16 protein-coding genes and 1 pseudogene are annotated in these 15,267 nt (G+C 62.2%); 8 read left to right on the top strand and 9 right to left on the bottom strand.

Annotated features, from left to right (window positions below; translation table 11 throughout):
- Positions 1-12 precede the first annotated feature (12 nt).
- From GQR96_RS12335 to GQR96_RS12320, 4 genes and pseudogenes are all read right to left on the bottom strand, one after another.
- The gene (locus tag GQR96_RS12335) at positions 13-1,575 is read right to left on the bottom strand and encodes a DHA2 family efflux MFS transporter permease subunit (RefSeq protein WP_069734163.1); all 1,563 of its coding nucleotides are present in this window, start codon (positions 1,573-1,575) and stop codon (positions 13-15) included.
- Positions 1,572-2,612, bottom strand: a complete 1,041-nt coding sequence (locus GQR96_RS12330; RefSeq protein WP_064187211.1) for an HlyD family secretion protein — start codon at positions 2,610-2,612, stop codon at positions 1,572-1,574. Before GQR96_RS12330 ends, GQR96_RS12335 begins: the two co-directional genes overlap by 4 nt.
- Positions 2,596-3,153 carry a winged helix-turn-helix transcriptional regulator gene (locus GQR96_RS12325; RefSeq protein WP_064187212.1) on the bottom strand — a complete coding sequence of 186 codons (558 nt, stop codon included), beginning with the start codon at positions 3,151-3,153 and terminating at the stop codon, positions 2,596-2,598. The genes GQR96_RS12330 and GQR96_RS12325 overlap by 17 nt, the downstream gene beginning before the upstream one ends.
- Positions 3,150-3,269 (bottom strand): annotated as a pseudogene (locus GQR96_RS12320) (hypothetical protein); the annotation flags it as partial. The gene GQR96_RS12325 and the pseudogene GQR96_RS12320, both read right to left, overlap by 4 nt.
- 191 nt (positions 3,270-3,460) lie before the next feature.
- On the opposite strand from GQR96_RS12320, the gene asd reads away from it, so the two are divergent.
- The gene (asd, locus tag GQR96_RS12315) at positions 3,461-4,579 is read left to right on the top strand and encodes an aspartate-semialdehyde dehydrogenase (RefSeq protein ID WP_069734164.1); all 1,119 of its coding nucleotides are present in this window, start codon (positions 3,461-3,463) and stop codon (positions 4,577-4,579) included.
- A 37-nt stretch (positions 4,580-4,616) separates the two neighbouring features.
- On the opposite strand, the gene GQR96_RS12310 is transcribed toward asd, so the two are convergent.
- The 5 genes from GQR96_RS12310 to hpxW form a co-directional block, all read right to left on the bottom strand.
- On the bottom strand, positions 4,617-5,039 hold the full coding sequence (locus GQR96_RS12310; protein WP_065905173.1) for a GNAT family N-acetyltransferase: 423 nt from the start codon (positions 5,037-5,039) through the stop codon (positions 4,617-4,619).
- 86 nt (positions 5,040-5,125) lie between these two features.
- Complete coding sequence (hpxZ, locus tag GQR96_RS12305) at positions 5,126-5,512, bottom strand: oxalurate catabolism protein HpxZ (protein WP_002905421.1); 387 nt, start codon at positions 5,510-5,512, stop codon at positions 5,126-5,128.
- Positions 5,509-6,906: an AtzE family amidohydrolase gene (locus GQR96_RS12300; protein WP_004151874.1), complete on the bottom strand. Its 1,398-nt coding sequence runs from the start codon at positions 6,904-6,906 to the stop codon at positions 5,509-5,511. Before GQR96_RS12300 ends, hpxZ begins: the two co-directional genes overlap by 4 nt.
- Positions 6,903-7,088, bottom strand: a complete 186-nt coding sequence (gene hpxX, locus GQR96_RS12295) for an oxalurate catabolism protein HpxX (RefSeq protein WP_002905357.1) — start codon at positions 7,086-7,088, stop codon at positions 6,903-6,905. Before hpxX ends, GQR96_RS12300 begins: the two co-directional genes overlap by 4 nt.
- Positions 7,089-7,098: 10 nt before the next feature.
- Positions 7,099-8,685 carry an oxamate amidohydrolase gene (gene hpxW / locus GQR96_RS12290; RefSeq protein WP_065905123.1) on the bottom strand — a complete coding sequence of 529 codons (1,587 nt, stop codon included), beginning with the start codon at positions 8,683-8,685 and terminating at the stop codon, positions 7,099-7,101.
- 179 nt (positions 8,686-8,864) lie between these two features.
- Between hpxW and hpxU the strand changes: the two genes are divergently transcribed.
- From hpxU to hpxK, 7 genes are all read left to right on the top strand, one after another.
- Positions 8,865-9,704 (top strand): MurR/RpiR family transcriptional regulator HpxU, encoded by an 840-nt coding sequence (gene hpxU / locus GQR96_RS12285; RefSeq protein WP_004176115.1) that lies wholly within the window; start codon positions 8,865-8,867, stop codon positions 9,702-9,704.
- Between the two features lie 214 nt (positions 9,705-9,918).
- Positions 9,919-10,704: a transporter substrate-binding domain-containing protein gene (locus tag GQR96_RS12280; protein WP_004143665.1), complete on the top strand. Its 786-nt coding sequence runs from the start codon at positions 9,919-9,921 to the stop codon at positions 10,702-10,704.
- A 9-nt stretch (positions 10,705-10,713) separates the two neighbouring features.
- Entirely contained in the window at positions 10,714-11,379 is a 666-nt protein-coding gene (locus GQR96_RS12275; RefSeq protein WP_002905296.1) for an amino acid ABC transporter permease, read from the top strand.
- Positions 11,379-12,035 (top strand): amino acid ABC transporter permease, encoded by a 657-nt coding sequence (locus tag GQR96_RS12270; RefSeq protein ID WP_002905295.1) that lies wholly within the window; start codon positions 11,379-11,381, stop codon positions 12,033-12,035. Before GQR96_RS12275 ends, GQR96_RS12270 begins: the two co-directional genes overlap by 1 nt.
- Entirely contained in the window at positions 12,016-12,753 is a 738-nt protein-coding gene (locus tag GQR96_RS12265; protein WP_002905293.1) for an amino acid ABC transporter ATP-binding protein, read from the top strand. The genes GQR96_RS12270 and GQR96_RS12265 overlap by 20 nt, the downstream gene beginning before the upstream one ends.
- Positions 12,754-12,768: 15 nt before the next feature.
- Positions 12,769-14,010, top strand: a complete 1,242-nt coding sequence (locus GQR96_RS12260; protein WP_065905125.1) for a pyridoxal-phosphate-dependent aminotransferase family protein — start codon at positions 12,769-12,771, stop codon at positions 14,008-14,010.
- Complete coding sequence (gene hpxK, locus GQR96_RS12255; protein ID WP_065905127.1) at positions 14,007-15,266, top strand: allantoate amidohydrolase; 1,260 nt, start codon at positions 14,007-14,009, stop codon at positions 15,264-15,266. Before GQR96_RS12260 ends, hpxK begins: the two co-directional genes overlap by 4 nt.
- Position 15,267: the final 1 nt, after the last annotated feature.

The raw sequence follows: 15,267 nt of genomic DNA, 5'->3' as shown, positions 1-15,267 counted from the left end.
TCTCCTGTAGTATCAGTGTGCCGGCGGCTTTTTCATCAAGGGAACCAGCAGCGCGGCAAGCAAAAAACCCATCATGATGAGGTAGAAAGCATCGGAAAAGGCCTGGGTTCGCGCCTCCCGCAGCGCCAGCGCGGAAAGATTTTTCAGCGCCGCCGTCTGCGCGGCATCCGGCGAGATCCCCTGGACGGTGAAGTTTGCCGCGCTGCGCTGAACAAAATCGCTCATCGCCAGGTTGGCGTTATTCAGATGGTCCGCCAGGCGGCTGTAGTGCAAATTGGTTCTGTCGTTAAGCACCGTGCCGCACAGGGCGATGCCGATAGCGCCCCCGAGGTTGCGCATCAGATTAAACAGCCCGGAGGCCAGCTTCAGGCGCGCGGGCGGCAGGCTGCCTAGCGTCAGGGTCACCGTTGGCGCGACGGCAAACTGCTGCGCCAGTCCGCGAAACGCCTGAGGGAGCAGCAACTGGTCCGCCCCCCAGTCATGGGTTATCGGGACGAAGCTGTACATCGACACCGCAAAGCCGATCAGCCCGGCCATCAGCAGCCAGCGCAGGTCAACGCGGTTGGCCAGCCACGAATAAAACGGAATAGACATGACCTGGAACAAGCCGGTGGAAAATACCGCCAGGCCGATCTCCAGCGCGCTGAAACCGCGCACGCTACCGAGATACAGCGGAGTTAAATAGATGGTGGCGAAGATGCCGACGCCTGCCATAAACGAGAAATAGCAGCCGAGGCTGAAAGTTCGGTCCTGCAGGGCCCGCAGATCCATCACCGGCTGCGGATGGCGGAGGGTGCGGATAACAAAAGCCACGCCGCAGAGCAGGGCGACCCAGGCGGTGGTCGTCAGGGGCGCGTCATCAAACCAGCCCCAGCGAGGACCTTCTTCGAGGGTATATTCCAGGCAGCCGAGGGACACGGCCAGCAGCAGAATACTGAGATAGTCGGCGCCGCGCAGCAGAGTGGGGTCGGCGCTGTCTACTTTCACCAGCAGCGGCACTGCCACCGCGATGTAAATCCCCGGAACAACGTTGATAAAGAACAGCCAGTGCCAGTTGTAGTTTTCGGTGATCCAGCCGCCCACCGTCGGGCCCAGCGTCGGGGCGAGGGAGGCCAGGCCGCCGATTGTCGCCGCGGCAATGACCCGCTGTTTGCCCTGAAAAAAGGCGAAAGCGGTGGTGAACACCAGGGGTATCATCGACCCGCCCGCCAGCCCCTGCAGGGCGCGGAAGGCGATCATACTCTGGATGTTCCACGCCCAGCCGCACAGCAGGCTCATCAGCGTGAAGCCCGCCGCGGAGGCGGCGAACAGCCTGCGGGTCGACATGACCCGGGCCAGCCAGCCGGAAAGCGGGATAATAATGATCTCGGCGATCAGGTAGCTGGTTTGTACCCAGACGGTCTCATCGTCGCCTGCCGACAGGCCGCCGCCGATATCCCGCAGCGAGGCGGAGACGATCTGGATGTCGATAAGAGCGATAAACATCCCCACGCACATGCTGGCGAAGGCAAAGATTTTCTTCGCCGTCGGCATCGACAGACCCTGCGGGGCGGACAGCGCCTGAGCGGTGCTCATCGAGGGCTCTTTTCATTCACGGTAACGATCACCGACAGTCCCGGGCGCAGGACGTCAAGCTTTGCCCCGTCACCTTCCAGCGCAATGCGAACCGGCACCCGCTGCACGATTTTAGTGAAATTCCCGGTCGCGTTCTCCGCCGGCAGAATGCTGAAGCGTGAGCCGGTCGCCGGCGCCAGGCTGGCGACATGGCCCTTAAAGGTATGGTTCGGCAGCACATCGGCGACGATGGTCACCGCCTGGCCGGCGCGCATATGCGCCAGCTGGTTTTCCTTGAAGTTGGCGTCAATCCACAGGCCGTGCGCGGGCACCAGGGAGAGCAGCTGCGTGCCGCTGCTGACGAAGGAGCCGGACCACGCGCGGCGGTTGCCAATCACCCCATCGAACGGCGCGCGAATGTCGGTATAGCTGAGGTTCAGCCTGGCCATCTCGAGGTTAGCCTGGGCCTGCGCCAGGGCAGCCAGGGTTTGCTGCTGGCGAGCATCCAGCACCGCCAGCTGACGTTCGGCCACGGTTTTATCCGCTTTGGCTTTCTCCTGCTCGGCATGCGCCCGGCGATAATCGGCGGAGGCGTTATCGCGGATCTGTGCGGAAATCGCGCTCGACGCGGCCAGGGCGTTATAGCGTCGGTTGTCGTTAGCCAGTTTTTCGGTTGCCGCCGTGGCGGCCAGTAACGAGGCCGTAGAGCCGGCAATGGTCGCCTGCTGTAGCTGGCGGGTAGCCTGGATATCGGCCAGCGCGGCCTGCTGCGCCGCCACTTCTCCGGCGGCTTTCGCAAGGGCGGCGCGGTAATCGCGGTCGTCAATGCGGATCAACAGGTCACCTTTTTTCACCGCCATATTGTCCTGCACCGCCAGCTGCTGGATATAGCCGGAGACTTTGCTGGAGATGGCGCTAATGTCGCCGCCGACATAGGCGTCATCGGTGGTCTGCAGAAAACGTCCGGTTTGCCACCAGTACGCGCCGTAGCTCGCTGCCGCCAGAACGGCGGAGAGGGCCGCCAGGACGAGGACGCTTTTCTTACAGGCCAGCTTCATGGTTGGCATCTCTGTAGGGTTCAGGCTGGAATTTTTGCCCGCTATCGCCTTCGCGTTTGCGCAGCAGATATTCATGACGATATTGCATCAGCGGCGAGGCTGCGGGGCCCGGCACCATGGCGTATTTACCCGGGATGATCTCTTCCCCGGTCGCTTTATCCACCATGACTGGCTCCACCCGGCGCTGGGTGGCGGTTTCCACCAGCTGCATCTGACGGCCTTCGGGGGCGAAGTGGCGGTTACCCCATTCCGCCAGCGCCAGCAATACCATGCGAAAATCGCGGCCGCGTTGCGTAAGGTGGTATTCGTAGCGCGGCGGGGTGCTGCTGTAGCACACCTTCTCCAGCAGGCCGTCGTCGACCAGCGCCTTCAGGCGGCGCGACAGAATATTGGGCGCGACGTTACTGCTCTTCTGGAACTCGTCAAAGCGGGTAAAGCCCGCGAACGCGTCGCGCAGGATCATGATGCTCCAGCTGTCGCCGATGCGGCCCAGGCTGCGGGCGATGGGGCAGGGAGCGTGGCAAAGCGGTTCATTTTTCATGGGCTGTCCAGTAACAAGGTGGCTTTTGCCAGCAAATTGACATAGTAACTATCAAAATGCAAGTGACTATTCATGGCAGCCAGGGGAGAAGCCGCTGCCGTTCCGCTACGTCGTTTCTCCCTTTGAACAGTCTCCGCCGCCTTATATCTGCCTGACCGTAATAAGAGATAACTATCGCTGATGGCAGATGAAACATTTTAATAATGATAAAAATCGATGTGCTGGGTAATGATCTTTATTGGGGGATACGATATAAGGTATGGCGACACTCAAATTAACATTCTCATAACTTTTTAAGGTTAAATAAATGAAGCAGGTGGGTATTGTTGGCTGGCGGGGCATGGTTGGCTCAGTATTGTTGCAGCGCATGATCGAAGAAAATGATTTCGACGATATTTCAGCGCATTTTTTTAGTACCTCCAGTGCGGGTGCCGCTGGTCCGGTTATTAAAGGTAAAAGCGACAAACTGAAAGATGCGAATTCCCTTAGCGCCCTCGCCGAAATGGATATTATTATAACCTGTCAGGGCGGGGATTATACCAAAGCCATCTATCCTGCGTTAATTAACTCTGGCTGGCAAGGGTACTGGATTGACGCCGCTTCGGCGCTGCGGATGGATGACAACGCCTGCATTATTCTCGACCCGGTCAACCGCGATAATATCGATCGCGCGGTGAAAGCGGGTATGAAACTGTTTGTCGGCGGCAACTGCTCCATCACACTGAGCCTGATGGGGCTGGCCGGGTTGATAAAAGCGGGTCTGATCGAATGGATGAGCGTAATGACCTATCAGTCTGCCTCCGGGGCGGGCGCCAAACAGGTGCGGGAATTCATCGCGCAAAGCGCGTATATCAGTCAGCACTTGTCTGCGGATGAACTGACGGTATCAGGTTCCGTGCTGCCTTTAGTCAATAAAGTGAGTGAGTTGATTAATAGCGCCGGCATGCCGGTGGAGAATTTTGGCGTCCCGCTGATGGGCAGCATCATTCCCTGGATCGACAGCGATTTAGGCGATGGAAACAGCCGCGAAGAATGGAAGGGCGAGGCGGAAACCAATAAAATTCTTGGCCTTGCGCCCGGCACCATTCCGGTCAATGGCTTATGTATTCGGGTCGGCGTAATCCGCTGCCACAGCGCTGCCATTACCCTTAAACTGAAACGTGAGGTCAGCGAAGCGGAATTTGCTGAGTTAGTCACCCATTCCCATCCGTGGGTAAACTATATCCCCAATAATAAGCAAGAGAGTGTCAGTAAATTGACCCCGGCTGCTATTAGCGGCTCGCTGCAGGTGGGTATTGGTCGCTACAAGAAAATGTCGCTAAATAATGAACCGATTTATTCAGTATTGACGGTGGGCGATCAGCTGTTATGGGGCGCGGCGGAACCTTTACGCCGCATGTTAAACATCCTGCTGGGCAAAATATAGTTACGGTCATCCGGGGAAAGCCCTCGCGCGCAGGCGGTTAAGACAAATGTTTAACGAAGCGTTTGCGGACTTCCTTATAGCCGTTAGTTTCATAAAATTGATGCGCTCTGGTTCTGTTTTCACTGCTTGAAAGCTCAATATGAGCGCATTGTTTATCGCGGGCGAGGCGCTCTGTGGCATGGAGAAGCTGGTGGCCTATCCCTGAACCCCGTGACGATTCCTCTATCACCAGTGCGGAAATTAATGCCCACAATCGGTTTTCATGTACCGGTAAGATAAAATTGATAACGACCACGCCACACATGGCGTTTTCTGCTTCAGCCACCAGCGTATGCATCATACTTTGGGGTTCAGTGATGCGTTGTTCTAAGATCGCCGTCTCCGTCTGATAGCCCAGCTGCAGAAATAGCGTTTTCAGCGCGTGGATATCTTTTGATTCAGCAGCCCTGATTAACACCATGACCATCGTCTCCTCACGTATTGATACCGGGCGGGTGCGGGCCGGTGGATAGCCACATTCCCCCGGCCCGCGTCAGTGTATGCCTCTCAGTCCATCAGACTGACCTGGGCGGCGACAATCCGCCAGCCGTAGGGAAAGCGCACCCACGTTTGCTGCTGACGCCCAAGGCGCGCGCTGCCTTCGCGGGTAAACTCGGTGCTGCATACCGCCATGTCCGCGCCAAAGGTGGTGATGGTGGTATGGCGCAGGTCGCGGGCCAGACCGGCGGCGGGGCGGGCGGCGCGAAAGGCGCGGATCGCCTCAATGCCATACAGATTTTCGCCGGCCCCCAGCCGCACGGTGCGCGGATCGTGCCAGAACAACGCGTCCAGCGCCTCGATGTTATTGCTGACCAGCGCCTCTTCATACTGATAAAACGCCGCCGTCACCTCGGCGAGGATCGCCGGGCGGTCTACATTGTCCAGATTGATCATGCTGCACTCTCCGCCACTCGGGCATCGGTAACGCCCATCGCTTCCAGCGCTCGCGCGGCGCGAAGACAGGCTTGTTCGTTAAACGGCGCGGCTATCAGCTGCAGGCCAATCGGCTTGCCGCTGGCGGTACGCAGGGGCACGGTCACCACCGGCAGCCCGAGGAAGGAGATCGGCTGGGTCAGCATACCCATGCTGGCGCGCACCGGCAGCGGCTGGCCGTTAATCACCATCTCCTCGGCGCCAATCGGCGTAGCGCTGCATGGGGTGGCCGGGGCGATCAGCACGTCGGCCTGACTGAACAGGGATTTCATCGCCTGACGGGCATGACGGCGGAAGCGCTGGGCCTGCAGATACCACGCCGAGGGGATCATCGCCCCGGCCAGCAGCCGCTCGCGGGAGTGGGGTTCAAAGCGCTCGGGCGACTGGCGAAGATCCGGCAGATATTGATTGCCGCCTTCGCTGGCGCTGATGATAAAAGCCGCCGAGCGTGCCAGGGCGGCATCCGCGAACTGCAGCTCGCTGTCGGCGCCCAGCGCGTGGGCGACCCGATCCACGGCCGCCCGGGCGTCGTCATCGCACCAGGTGGTGAAATAGCCCCCCAGCCGCGCGCAGCGCAGACCCTCCAGCTCCCGATCCAGCAGGTTGCCGGTGCGCTCGCTGGCTTTATCGGCCTGAAAGTCATCGGCCGGGTCGCGCCCCTGCAGGGCGTCATACACCGCGGCGAGGTCGGCCACCCGGCGGGCAAAGGGACCAATATGATCCAGACTGGCGACAAACGGATGGCTGCCGGAGCGGGAGAGGCGGCCGAAAGTGGGTTTCAGGCCAAAGATCCCGCACAGCGACGCGGGGACGCGGATCGAGCCGTTGGTGTCGCTGCCGAGGCTGAAATGGACCAGCCCGGCGGCCACCGCTGCGGCCGAACCGCCGGAGGATCCGCCGGCGATCCGCGACAGATCGTGCGGGTTGCGCGTCGCGCCATAGTGGCTGTTTTCGGTGGTGAAGCCATAGGCGTAGGCATCCATATTGAGCATCCCGCTGAGCAGGGCGCCGGCGCTGTGCAGCTGGCGCACCGCCCAGCTGTCGCTGGCGGCCGGCGGCCGGCCGCTCAGCAGCTCCGCCCCGGCGAGGGTGGTGTGCCCGGCGACATCAAACAGATTTTTCACCGCGTAGGGAATGCCCGCCAGCGGCGGCAAGGGGCGCTTTTCCCGGCGCAGGGCGTCGATGCTGTCGGCCTCCGCCAGCATGCGCTGGGCGGTGACCTCGGTCCAGGCGTTGATCTGCGGATTAACGCGGGCGATATCGTCCAGCGTCTGGCAGGCGATCTCCCGGGCGCTCAGTTCGCCATCGTGCAGCGCACGCTGGATCTCGGCGATGGTGAAATGGTGAAGTGTCATGCTTTATACACCCCCGCAATGTCGTCGCGCGGCCCGAGGGGATAGTCCATCAGCGGCTGCGCCATGGCGGCGATGCGGGAAAACTGGCGCTCCAGCTCCTCACGGCGCGGCGCCTCCAGCTCCAGGCGTAACAGGTGGGTCATCTGCGTCAGATACTCGCTCCAGTCAGGCTGTGTGGTCATGGTCTGCTCCTTAGTATCCGGCGGCGGCGCCGTTGCTGCGTGGATCGGTAGCCCCTTCAAGCAGGCCATTGGGATGGCGGACAATGGCCCCGGCGTGGCCCATCGCCTCGCTGAAATCGGCCAGCACTTCCACCTCGTGCCCCAGCTCGCGCAGACGCGCGATGCAGGCGTGGTCAAAGCGTCCCTCCAGCTTCAGTGAATCCGAGGACTGGCCCCAGGTGCGGCCCAGCAGCCAGCGTGGCCGGGAGATGCTCTCCTGCAGCGGCGCCCCCTGCAGGATATAGCGGGTAAACAGCGCGGCCTGGGTCTGTGGCTGACCGTCGCCGCCCATCGAGCCATAGACCATCACCCGGCCATCGTTCAGGCGCGCCGCGGCGGGGTTGAGGGTGTGGAACGGCTGTTTGCCAGGGGCCAGCGCCAGGAGATGCTGCGGATCGAGGCTGAAGGCCGCCCCGCGGTTTTGCCAGACGATCCCGGTGTCCGGGATCACCACGCCGCTGCCGAACTCGTGATAGATGCTCTGAATGAATGACACCGCCAGCCCGCTGTTATCCACGACGCCCATCCAGACGGTATCGCCCGGTCCTTTGCCGCCGCCCCAGGGAGAAGCGCTGGCGTCGTCGATGCTGTCGGCCAGCGGCTGCAGGGCTTCCGGGGTGAGCAACGCCTGAACATCCACATCCAGATGGCGCGGATCGGTGATATGCGCATCGCGCAGGGCAAACGCCCGCTTGGTGGCTTCGACGATACGGTGCACCGTTTGTGCCTCGTCGGCGTCGGCCATGTTCAGACGGTCGGTGATGCCGAGGATCGCCAGCGACACCAGCCCCTGTGTGGGCGGGGCGAGGTTCCACAGCGTGCCCTGCTGGTGCTGGAGCGTCAGCGGCGCCGGACGCCGGGCGCGGTGGGCCTGCAGGTCGCCGAGGGTGACGGGCATCCCCAGCGCGGCCATCCCCTGCGCGAGACGTTCGGCCAGCGGCCCGCGATAGAAACTGTCGAGACCGTCGCTGGCCAGCATGCGCAGCGTTCCGGCGAGGGCGGGCTGGCGAAAGCGGCTGCCGGTCCGGGGGGGCTCGCCCGCCATCAGCCAGGTTTCGCTGAAGCCTGGCTGATGGCGCAGCTCTTCCAGTTTGCTGGCGGTGGCGTGGGCCTGCGAGGCGGTGACCGGAATGCCGTCTTCGGCATAGCCGATCGCATCGGCCAGCAGGCGCGCCACCGGCAGCGCGCGGCCGGTTAAGTCCCGTGAAATCCGCAGCGCCTCGTCCCAGCCGCTGACGGTGCCGGCGACGGTCAGCGCGGCCTGCGGCCCCCGGTGGGGGATATGCCGCTGACCGGCATAGGCCGCGAGGGTCGCCAGCGACCCGGCCGCACCGCTGGCGTCAATGGCGATGGGGTCTCCCTCAGGCGGCACGATCAGCCAGAAACCATCCCCACCCAGGCCATTCATATGGGGATAGACGACGGCGATGGCCGCCGCGGCAGCCACCATCGCTTCAATGGCGCTGCCGCCCTCGCGCAGGATGGCCAGCGCGCTCTGGCTGGCGAGGTGGTGGGGAGCGACCGCCATGCCGTGGGTCGAAACGTTGCTACTGTGCATAAATTATCCTTTCTGAACGAATCACCCGCAGAACACTGCAAAAGCTGTTCCAGCTCTGAACGTTTCGTTTCATTGATAAAAACAATGACCGGAATTTTCCCGCTGGCACGCTATGTGTAAGGCATAGCAGATACAGTATGATGAGGGATGGACGATGAAACGAAAGTTACAGGGGCGCTATGCAACAACTCGATGAACGACTGAAAGGGCAATACGCCTCGCTGTCGCCGCAGGAACAGCGGGTGGCTGATTTCATCTTTGACCACTTTGATGACCTGATAAGCTACAACAGCGCCGAGCTGGCGCAGCTGAGCGGTGTATCGAAAGCCACCGTCAGCCGGCTGTTCAAGCGCCTGGGCTATGACAAATATAAGGACATGCGCGATGAACTGCGCACCCTGCGCCAGAGCGGGATGCCGTTGACTGACCAGCGCGACGCGGTGCAGGGTAACACGCTGCTGGCGCGTCATTATAAGCAGGAGATGGCGAACCTCACCCAATGGGTCAACGCCCTTGACGCGCGCCAGTTCGCCGAGGCGCTGACGGCGATGGTGGCCGCGCGCCGCATTGTGGTGATTGGTATGCGCAATGCCTATCCGGCGGCGCTGCACCTGCGCCAGCAGCTGCTGCAGGCCCGCGGTCAGGTGCTGGTGCTGCCCCAGCCTGGGCAGAGCCTCAGCGAAGAGCTGGTCGATCTGACCGCCGATGATCTGGTGGTGATGATGGCATTTCGCCGGCGGCCGCGGATCGTCCGCCCGCTCCTGCAGCAGCTGCAGCGCGACGGGGTGCCGGTTCTGTTAATGTGCGAGCCGCAGGCCCACAGTCTGTTCCCGCTCTCCCGCTGGCAGCTCTGCGCGCCGCTGGACAGCGTCTCGGCTTACGACAGCTATGCCTCGGTCAACAGCCTGATCAATCTGCTGGCCAATGCCTTTCTGCACGAAACGCTCGATAGCGGTCGTCCGCGCATCCACGATATCGCTACGCTTTACCAGCAACTGGACGAGCTGGAACAACGGTGATGGGGCGCCAGCGTGGTGCTGTGCATCAATATGGTGCATATTGTTCCGCGTTCTGGCGCCGTCGTTTTTTGTTCTTCGGCTCCTTACTGCCTGTCCTTTCTCACTTTTAGTTTAAATTCCTCGCCAACCCGCGCATCGACCGTATCTGGCACATTAGTTGCAAAAACAGATTCAAAGAATCTTTTGTTTCATGCTAACGTAACGGGTAAACATCATGAAGAAACTGTTGATCGCACTGGCCGGGGCCGCTTGTCTCCTTTCGTCTGTTTCTGCTGCGCAGGCTGACCAGCTCCAGGATATTGAAAAACGCGGCGTCATCCGCATTGCCGTGCCCCAGGATTTTCCGCCGTTCGGCTCGGTGGGGACTGACCTGCAGCCGCAGGGGTATGACATCGATATGGCGCGCTATCTGGCGAAGTCGATGAAGCTCAAGCTGCAGCTGGTCCCGGTGACCAGCGCCAACCGCGTGCCGTATCTGCAGACCGATAAGGTGGACCTGGTGATCTCCAGCCTCGGCAAAAACGCCGAGCGAGAGAAAGTGATCGACTTCAGCCGCGCCTACGCCCCGTTCTTCCTCGGGGTGTTTGGCCCGAAAGGGGCGGAGCTGAAGGACGCGGCCGCGCTGAGCGGTAAAAGCATCGGCGTGACCCGTGGGGCGGTGGAAGATATGGTGCTGACCAGCGTGGCGCCGCAGGCGGCGCAGATTAAGCGCTACGAGGACAATAACACCACGCTGTCGGCCTATCTGTCGGGCCAGGTGCAGTATGTCGCCACCGGTAACCTGGTGGTGGCGGCCATCTCCCGGCAGAACGCTGACAAAGCGCCGGTGCCGAGCTTTATGCTGAAGGACTCGCCGTGCTTTATCGGGCTGAAAAAGAACGAACCGGCGCTGAAGGCGAAAGTGGATACCCTGATCGAGCAAGGCATTAAGGACGGTACCCTCAACGGTTTGTCTGAGAAGTGGCTGAAAGCGCCGCTGCCTGCCAGCCTCGGCGCGTAAGGTCTGTGGATGACGGAGCAACTTCATTTTTCTGAGCTCTGGCCGCACTGGCCGGAGCTGCTGGCCGGTCTATGGGTGACGGTGCAGCTGACGGTGCTGGCGACGATCGGCGGACTGGCGATTGGGATCCTCGGGGCGGCGATCCGCAGCGGCCGCCCGGGCGTCCTCAGCCGGATCTGGGGCGGATATGTGGAAATCATCCGTAACACGCCGTTCGTGGTGCAGCTCTTTTTTATCGTTTTTGGTTTACCGAACCTGGGTCTGAAGATGACCGCCGGCGAAGCGGCGCTGCTGGCGATGGTGGTTAACCTCGGGGCTTACAGCACCGAGATCGTGCGCGCCGGCATCCAGGTGACGCCGAAAGGCCAGTGGGAGGCCGGACGCGTGCTCGGGCTCAGCCGGACGCAAACCTTCGTTCGCGTGGTGCTGCCCCCGGCGCTGCAGCGGATTTATCCGGCGCTGGTTAGCCAGTGCATCATCGTGATGCTCGGCTCGTCGGTGGTGTCGCAGGTCTCCTATGAGGAGCTGACCTTCGCCGCCAACCTGATCCAGTCGCGGACGTTTTTGAGCTTTGAGGTCTATCTGGTGACCACCGGGATCTACTTAGCGTTATCGATAGCGATGCGCCAGCTGCTGATGGCGGCGGGGCGTAAATGGCTGGGGGTGCAGGCATGATGACCACCTTTACCGACTGGGACATTATCCGCAACCTGCTGCTGGCCGGTCGCTGGACGGTGCTGCTGTCGCTGGTCGCGTTCACCGGCGGGGCGCTGGTGACCTTACCTCTGCTGCTGCTGCGCCTGACCGGCGGACGGCAGGTGAAACGGCTGATCCGCGGCTACGTCGAACTGTTTCAGGGGACGCCGCTGCTGATGCAGCTGTTTCTGGCATTTTTCGGCGTAGCGCTGTTCGGCATCGACGTCTCGGCATGGACCGCGGCGTCGGTGGCTCTGACGCTTTATACCAGCGCCTTTCTGCTGGATATCTGGTTCGGCAGCATTCGCGCGCTGCCGAAAGGCCAGTGGGAAGCCTCGCGCTGTCTCGGGCTGAGCTTCGGCCAGACCCTGTACCGGGTGGTGGCGCCGCAGGCGCTGCGCATCGCCATCGCGCCGACGGTGGGGTTCGCCGTGCAGGTGATCAAAGGCACGGCGCTGGCATCGATTATTGGCTTTGTGGAGCTGACCAAGGCAGGAACCATGCTGACCAACGTCACTTACCAGCCGTTTAAAGTGTTTGCCCTGGTGGCGCTGGGCTATTTCATTCTGTGCTATCCGCTGTCCCGCTACAGCCGTTATCTGGAGAACAAATTCAATGCCTCTCATCACCATTAATCAGATGCAGAAGTACTACGGCGACAACCATGTGCTGAAGGGCGTCGATCTGGATATCGACATGGGGGAAGTGATCTCGATCATCGGCCGCAGCGGCTCGGGCAAAAGCACCCTGCTGCGCTGCATCAATGGTCTGGAGGGGTACCAGGAGGGGAGCATCAAGCTCGGGGGCATGACCATCACCGACCGCGATTCCCAGGCCCGGGAGATCAGCCGCTCCATCGGCATGGTGTTTCAGAACTTCAATCTCTTTCCGCACATGACGGCGCTGGAGAACGTCATGCTGGCCCCGCGGCGGGTGCTGAAGAAGTCTCAGGCCGAATGTCGCGAGCTGGCGCAGCGGATGCTGGAGAAGGTCGGTCTTGGCGATCGTCTGGATTACTATCCGGCCAACCTCTCCGGCGGCCAGCAGCAGCGCGTAGCCATCGCCCGGGCGCTGGCCATGTCGCCAAAAGTTTTACTCTGTGACGAAATCACTTCGGCGCTTGACCCGGAACTGGTGGGCGAAGTGCTGAAAGTACTGGAGCAGCTGGCGGCGGAAGGCATGACGCTGATCCTCGTCACCCATGAAATGAATTTTGCCCGCGAAGTGGGCGACCGCGTGGTGTTTATGCATCAGGGGCGCGTCTGGGAGCAGGGCGACAGCAAAACGCTGTTCGCCAGTCCGCAGACAACCGAACTGAAACAGTTTATCTCCTCGGTGCGCGGTCTTAACTAACGTAAGGAATGGCAGATGGATATCACTCAGTTTTCGCAAATTAACCCGCCGCAGCGCCTGCTGATGGGCCCGGGGCCGATCAACGCCGACCCGCGCGTGCTGCGCGCCATGGCGAGCCAGCTGGTGGGTCAGTACGATCCGGCGATGACCCACTACATGAATGAAGTGATGGCGCTGTACCGCGGCGTATTTCGCACCGAAAACCGCTGGACGATGCTGGTGGACGGCACCTCCCGCGCCGGTATCGAAGCGATTCTGGTGTCGGCGATCCGGCCGGGCGACAAGGTGCTGGTGCCGGTGTTCGGCCGGTTTGGTCATCTGCTGTGCGAGATTGCGCGCCGCTGCCGGGCAGAAGTACACACCATCGAGGTGCCGTGGGGGGAAGTCTTTACCCCGGACCAGGTTGAAGACGCGATCAAGCGCGTGCGACCGCGCCTGCTGCTCACCGTGCAGGGCGATACCTCGACCACCATGCTGCAGCCGCTGGCGGAGCTGGGAGAGATTTGTCGTCGCCACGATGTGCTGTTCTATACCGACGCCACCGCGTCGCTCGGCGGCAACCCGCTGGAAACCGACGCCTGGCAGCTGGACGCGGTGTCCGCCGGGATGCAGAAGTGCCTGGGCGGCCCCTCCGGCACCTCACCCATCACCCTCAGCCCACGGATGGAAGAGGTCATCCGCCGCCGCCGCTGCATTGAGCAGGGGATCCGCACCGATGCCCACCACGATGGCGTCGACGAGATGATCTACTCCAACTATTTCGATCTCGGCATGGTGATGGATTACTGGGGGCCGGAGCGCCTTAACCACCATACCGAAGCGACCTCGGCGCTGTTCGCCGCCCGGGAGTGCGCGCGCCTGATCCTTCAGGAGGGACTCGACAACGGCATCGCCCGCCACAAGCTGCACGGCGATGCGCTGCTGAAAGGGATCCAGGCGATGGGGCTCGAGACCTTTGGCGACCTGCGGCACAAAATGAATAACGTGCTGGGGGTGGTGATCCCCAACGGGATCAACGGCGATCAGGTGCGGAAGCTGATGCTGGAAGATTTCGGCATTGAGATTGGCACCTCGTTCGGCCCGCTGCACGGTAAAGTCTGGCGCATTGGCACCATGGGCTATAACGCACGTAAAGACTGTGTGATGCAGACGCTCAGCGCGCTGGAGGCGGTGCTGAACTACCTCAAGTTCACCACCAGCCAGGGCGCGGCGATGCAGGCGGCCTGGGATCACTACCGCAACGAGGCCACCCTATGAGTGATACCGTCCGCCAGCTGGCGGAGAGAGAGGCGGCCGCCAGCCGGGTGATGGCGCGCGCCGACCAGCTGGCCGCCCTCAGCGAAACCGCCGACGCCCTGACCCGGGTCTATCTGTCGCCGGAGCATCTGCAGGCCAACCAGCTGGTGGGCCAGTGGATGCAGGCCGCCGGCATGATGGTATGGCAGGACAGCGTCGGTAATATCTGCGGTCGCTATGAAGGCGTGCAGGAGGGCGCGCCGGCGGTGCTGCTGGGCTCTCATATCGACACCGTGCGCAACGCCGGGCGCTACGACGGCATGCTCGGCGTGCTGGCGGCGATTGAGGTGGTTCAGCGTCTGCACCAGCAGGGGCGACGGCTGGCGAAGGCTATCGAGATCGTCGGCTTTGGCGATGAAGAGGGTACCCGCTTCGGCATCACCCTGTTGGGCAGCCGCGGCGTTACCGGCACCTGGCCCGAAAGCTGGCTGTCACAGTGCGATGCCGACGGGGTGAGCGTCGCCCAGGCGCTGGGGAATGCCGGACTCGATCCGGCGCGGATCGCCCATGCCGCCCGCAACCCGCAGGATATCGCCGCCTATCTCGAACTGCATATCGAGCAGGGGCCGTGCCTTGAGCAGGCGGGTCTGGCGCTCGGCGTGGTGGAGGCGATTAACGGCGCCCGCCGCCTGACCTGCCGCTTTACCGGCGAAGCCGGCCATGCCGGCACGGTGCCGATGCTTCATCGTAAGGACGCGCTCGCCGCGGCGGCGGAATGGATGGTGCAGGTGGAAAGCCTGACCCGGCAGCGCGGCGGCAACCTGGTGGCGACGGTCGGCACCCTGCGCTGTGCGCCGGGCGCGGTGAATGTGATTCCGGGCGAGGTGCAGCTGACGCTGGATATTCGCGGCCCGCAGGATGCACCGCTTGCGGCGCTGCTGGAAGAGCTGCTGGCGCAGGCGCAGGCCATTGCCGGGCGCCGCCAGCTGAGCTTCACCGCCGAGGAGTATTACCGTATCGCCGCCACCGCCTGCGACAGTCAACTGCAGGCGGTGCTGAGCGAGGCGGTGACGGCGGTGCAGGGGCGTTCACTGACGCTGCCGAGCGGCGCAGGGCATGACGCCATCGCCATCGCCGAGCGCTGGCCATCGGCCATGCTGTTTGTGCGCTGCCTGGGGGGCGTCAGCCATCACCCGGCGGAGTCGGTCACCGCCGCCGACGTCGGGCTGGCTATCGACGCGTTCTCCTGGGCGGTAGAGAAGGTAGCTGACGCCTGAT

This window comes from Klebsiella sp. PCX (assembly GCF_021869705.1).
Lineage (GTDB): Bacteria > Pseudomonadota > Gammaproteobacteria > Enterobacterales > Enterobacteriaceae > Klebsiella > Klebsiella quasipneumoniae.
Note: the sequence above shows the minus strand (reverse complement) of the source record. Positions and strands in the feature narration are given on the sequence as shown.

Coding starts and splice junctions, on each gene's coding strand:
- GQR96_RS12330 (WP_064187211.1), bottom strand. CDS start 2,612: ATGAAGCTGGCCTGTAAGAAAAGCGTCCTCGTCCTGGCGGCCCTCTCC.
- hpxX (WP_002905357.1), bottom strand. CDS start 7,088: ATGACCACACAGCCTGACTGGAGCGAGTATCTGACGCAGATGACCCAC.
- GQR96_RS12335 (WP_069734163.1), bottom strand. CDS start 1,575: ATGAGCACCGCTCAGGCGCTGTCCGCCCCGCAGGGTCTGTCGATGCCG.
- hpxW (WP_065905123.1), bottom strand. CDS start 8,685: ATGCACAGTAGCAACGTTTCGACCCACGGCATGGCGGTCGCTCCCCAC.
- hpxU (WP_004176115.1), top strand. CDS start 8,865: ATGCAACAACTCGATGAACGACTGAAAGGGCAATACGCCTCGCTGTCG.
- GQR96_RS12325 (WP_064187212.1), bottom strand. CDS start 3,153: ATGAAAAATGAACCGCTTTGCCACGCTCCCTGCCCCATCGCCCGCAGC.
- GQR96_RS12270 (WP_002905295.1), top strand. CDS start 11,379: ATGACCACCTTTACCGACTGGGACATTATCCGCAACCTGCTGCTGGCC.
- GQR96_RS12265 (WP_002905293.1), top strand. CDS start 12,016: ATGCCTCTCATCACCATTAATCAGATGCAGAAGTACTACGGCGACAAC.
- GQR96_RS12300 (WP_004151874.1), bottom strand. CDS start 6,906: ATGACACTTCACCATTTCACCATCGCCGAGATCCAGCGTGCGCTGCAC.
- asd (WP_069734164.1), top strand. CDS start 3,461: ATGAAGCAGGTGGGTATTGTTGGCTGGCGGGGCATGGTTGGCTCAGTA.
- GQR96_RS12280 (WP_004143665.1), top strand. CDS start 9,919: ATGAAGAAACTGTTGATCGCACTGGCCGGGGCCGCTTGTCTCCTTTCG.
- GQR96_RS12310 (WP_065905173.1), bottom strand. CDS start 5,039: ATGGTGTTAATCAGGGCTGCTGAATCAAAAGATATCCACGCGCTGAAA.
- hpxZ (WP_002905421.1), bottom strand. CDS start 5,512: ATGATCAATCTGGACAATGTAGACCGCCCGGCGATCCTCGCCGAGGTG.
- GQR96_RS12275 (WP_002905296.1), top strand. CDS start 10,714: ATGACGGAGCAACTTCATTTTTCTGAGCTCTGGCCGCACTGGCCGGAG.
- hpxK (WP_065905127.1), top strand. CDS start 14,007: ATGAGTGATACCGTCCGCCAGCTGGCGGAGAGAGAGGCGGCCGCCAGC.
- GQR96_RS12260 (WP_065905125.1), top strand. CDS start 12,769: ATGGATATCACTCAGTTTTCGCAAATTAACCCGCCGCAGCGCCTGCTG.